This is a genomic window from Flagellimonas hadalis, assembly GCF_007785775.2.
GTDB lineage: Bacteria > Bacteroidota > Bacteroidia > Flavobacteriales > Flavobacteriaceae > Flagellimonas > Flagellimonas hadalis.
In genome coordinates, this window is sequence record NZ_VNIK02000028.1 from 1 (window position 1) to 3,014 (window position 3,014).

Annotated in this window: 4 protein-coding genes; all 4 read right to left on the reverse strand. The window is 40.1% G+C overall.

Annotated elements, in window-relative coordinates; translation table 11 throughout:
• Window positions 1-72: 72 nt before the first annotated feature.
• Window positions 73-969, reverse strand: a complete 897-nt coding sequence (locus tag FOT42_RS17825; RefSeq protein ID WP_151891785.1) for a hypothetical protein — start codon at window positions 967-969, stop codon at window positions 73-75.
• 155 nt (window positions 970-1,124) lie between these two features.
• On the reverse strand, window positions 1,125-1,634 hold the full coding sequence (locus tag FOT42_RS17830; protein WP_151891786.1) for a hypothetical protein: 510 nt from the start codon (window positions 1,632-1,634) through the stop codon (window positions 1,125-1,127).
• Between the two features lie 43 nt (window positions 1,635-1,677).
• A complete protein-coding gene (locus FOT42_RS17835; RefSeq protein WP_262884018.1) occupies window positions 1,678-2,508 on the reverse strand; it encodes an IS3 family transposase in 831 nt (276 codons plus the stop codon).
• Between the two features lie 20 nt (window positions 2,509-2,528).
• Window positions 2,529-2,795, reverse strand: coding sequence for a transposase (locus FOT42_RS18375; RefSeq protein WP_226789951.1), 267 nt, complete (start codon window positions 2,793-2,795; stop codon window positions 2,529-2,531).
• Between the last annotated feature and the right edge of the window lie 219 nt (window positions 2,796-3,014).

A 3,014-nucleotide genomic window follows, 5' to 3' on the forward strand; every position in this document is an offset into this window, starting at 1 on the left:
TAAAGAACTGGACTAGGGCTTTTCATAGGATACATTGTTGGCGGTAGTTATTATTTTACTTTTGTTTATTTATCAGTTCCATACCACTTGAGTTTGGTTTTTATGATTCAGTAAAACCAAATGAGGCTTTGGCGTACTTCCGTCAAAAACAAGTTTAGAAGAAAATAATAATTTTTCCTTGTTCCTAAAGGCTACCCAGTGAGGTGTCAATGGTTCAGATTGTTGAAGGATAATTTGACGTTTTCTGTTGGCATCAATCAAATCAAAAGACCTTCTTCCCCAATAAGAAAGCAGTAATTCTCCATCAGAATAATCTGCGTCAAATACCTGATTTCGGTTCATTGGTGGGTTCTCTACCTTCTGGTCAATTAGGTCATTCCATTGGCCAAGGATTTTTCCACTTTGTTGTACTAAATAGCAATCGTTGTCTCCCAATAAAAGAATTTGGTTATGCCCAACAGCCCTGATTCTTGTCATTGGATGCTCAAATTCGAAATACTTTGTTGGCTGTTCTCCTTTTTTCAAGCTATATATTTCAGGGTACTTGCTAAAAACCATTTGGTTGTCGGAAAGCATAAAAAATCCACCTTCCCCAATCCTGTAGTTGTCTTTGAACCAATCCCATATAACCCTTGGTTCCTTACCAATTGTAGATTTTAAAACTCTTACTTGAAATTCATTGGATGCTTGCGAAAACCTCCGTTCTATGATGTATAGCTCATTTTGGTTGTTATAAAGCATAAAGTCACTTGCGGCATACTCAGATTGAATATATACTTTTGGTTCAGAGCCTTCTGTCCAAATCATTACACAGGCAAAATGGTTTGGGTCGTTTATTGGGTTTATATACGACCAGAGGACATTTTCACCAATAACAACCATATTTCCCGTTGGGTGCGCAAATGCATATGATGTGAGCAAAATAAGCACCGCACTCAATATTGTGGTTTTGATATTTCGTGTTTTCATGTTTTCAAGTTAACACCAACGGTTTGTGTAAGGATAGTTGCGTGTGCAAGCAACTAACTTAATAAAAAAGGAACGAACCAGAGGAAAATCCGCAGGATTTTCCGAGTAGGCTAGAACCAAGCAATTATTTTTACACGTTGTTGTAAGCAGTTTTTTTATTTTATTAATAGTTTAGCAGTTATCAAAATCAGCGTAATTATTCCAATTTTAAACCAAGATTTTAGATTTGGCTTGTATTTAGTTCGGAAAGGTTTTAAAGTCAGACATAAAGCTAAAATCAAAAAAGTAACTATAATAATTCCGAGAATTATAAAATCAGAATTTGAAGCAAAAATGTATTCATTCTCGTCATTCTTCTTAAAAATGTTTATTAAGGTTCCAAATCCGTAAAGCAACCAAGTAGACACACTTAAAATCCATCCTATTTTTTTATTCTTTAAAAGTAAAATTCCCGAACTTATACTTAGAATTCCCAGAAAAGTAAAGAAATAATGATTTTTAAATAGTTTATAAAATGAAACATCGTTCCATGTGTAATCAGAATTTTCAAAGATTATAGTAATTGTTAAATTCAATGACCAAAGTAAAAATGAAATTGTCGTAATTCCGAATATAATTTGAAATCCGCTAATTACTTTTTCAAATAATTTCCAATTTTTATTCATTCCTCAAATTGCTTTGTAACCCTCCCTTTTCTCGGACCATTGGTTAGACAACTTTTGTTTGTTCTTCCAAGCAAGCTTGCTTGGAAGAGAATTCCTTTTCATAACGTTCCGGGGTGATCCCACCCAGGGCCTCGTGTGGCCGTTTCATGTTGTAATCCTTTATCCATTCCTCGGTCAATATGCGTACCTGTGAAATGTCCTCGAACAGATGTGCGTCAAGTACATCCTGTCTGTAGGTACGGTTGAACCGTTCAATGAACCCGTTCTGCATGGGCCTTCCCGGCTGTGTGTACTGGATATCTATCCCTTGGGCCCCGCACCATCTTGTGAAATCAAGTGCAAGGAACTCGGGCCCGTTGTCCACCCTGACCCTTTCGGGCCTGCCGTGTTCCCCGATGGCCCTCTTCAGTACCTGTACCACGCCCATGGCGGGGAAACTGAACTCGGCCTCCACACCGATGGCCTTCCTGTTGAAGTCATCGATGATGTTGAACGTCCTGAACCTTCTCCCGTGCACCAATGAATCGCTCATGAAGTCCATGGACCATGTCATGTTCGGACCATCGGGCAGCACCAAGGGCTCCTTGACCCGCTTGGGCACCCTCTTTTTGGTCTTTCTCCTCAAGTTCAGGCCCAGCATCAGGTATACCCGCCTGACCCGCTTCTTGTTCCATTTATGGCCCTCCAGTCTTATCCGCTGATAGTATTTGTCCTGTCCTTCCCTTGGCTTTGCCACGGAAAGTTCCAACAGTTTGTCGATTACCTCACTGTCATCTTTCACAGAGCGGTAATAGTACATCGATTTTGGGAACGTCAATGTCCTGCAGGCCCTGGTGATGCTTACCCTGTAATATTCCCTCAGGTAGGCCACCATGTTTTTCCTCTCACCGGGGCCTACCACTTTTTTGAGAGCACGTCCTTGAGCATCTTGTTGTCAAGGGCCATGTCCGCATACATCTGCTTGAGCTTGCGGTTCTCCTCCTCAAGTTCCTTCAGGCGCTTGAGCTCGAGGCTGTCCATCCCCGAATATCGTTTCTTCCAATTGTAAAATGTGGCCTTGTGGATGCCCATCTCCCTACAGATCTGGTCCACTTTGACCCCTGATTCGTACTGCTTGATGCAGGATACGATCTGGTTCTCGGTAAACTTGGTTCTCTTCATAATATCTGACTGTTAAAATTAAACTTTTTGTCTAATTCAAACCAGTCCGATTTTTTGGGAGGGTTACAGCTTACAACGTTTATGTATATGGAAAGTTGCGTGTTTATGTGAGAGTATTTTCCGAAGGAAAATCAGAAGTTAGCAAATGAGCAATTAACTTTAGTTTAGCTAAAACCAGCAATTTTTTATAGCATCTATGAAAAAGCAGCTTGTCAAGTA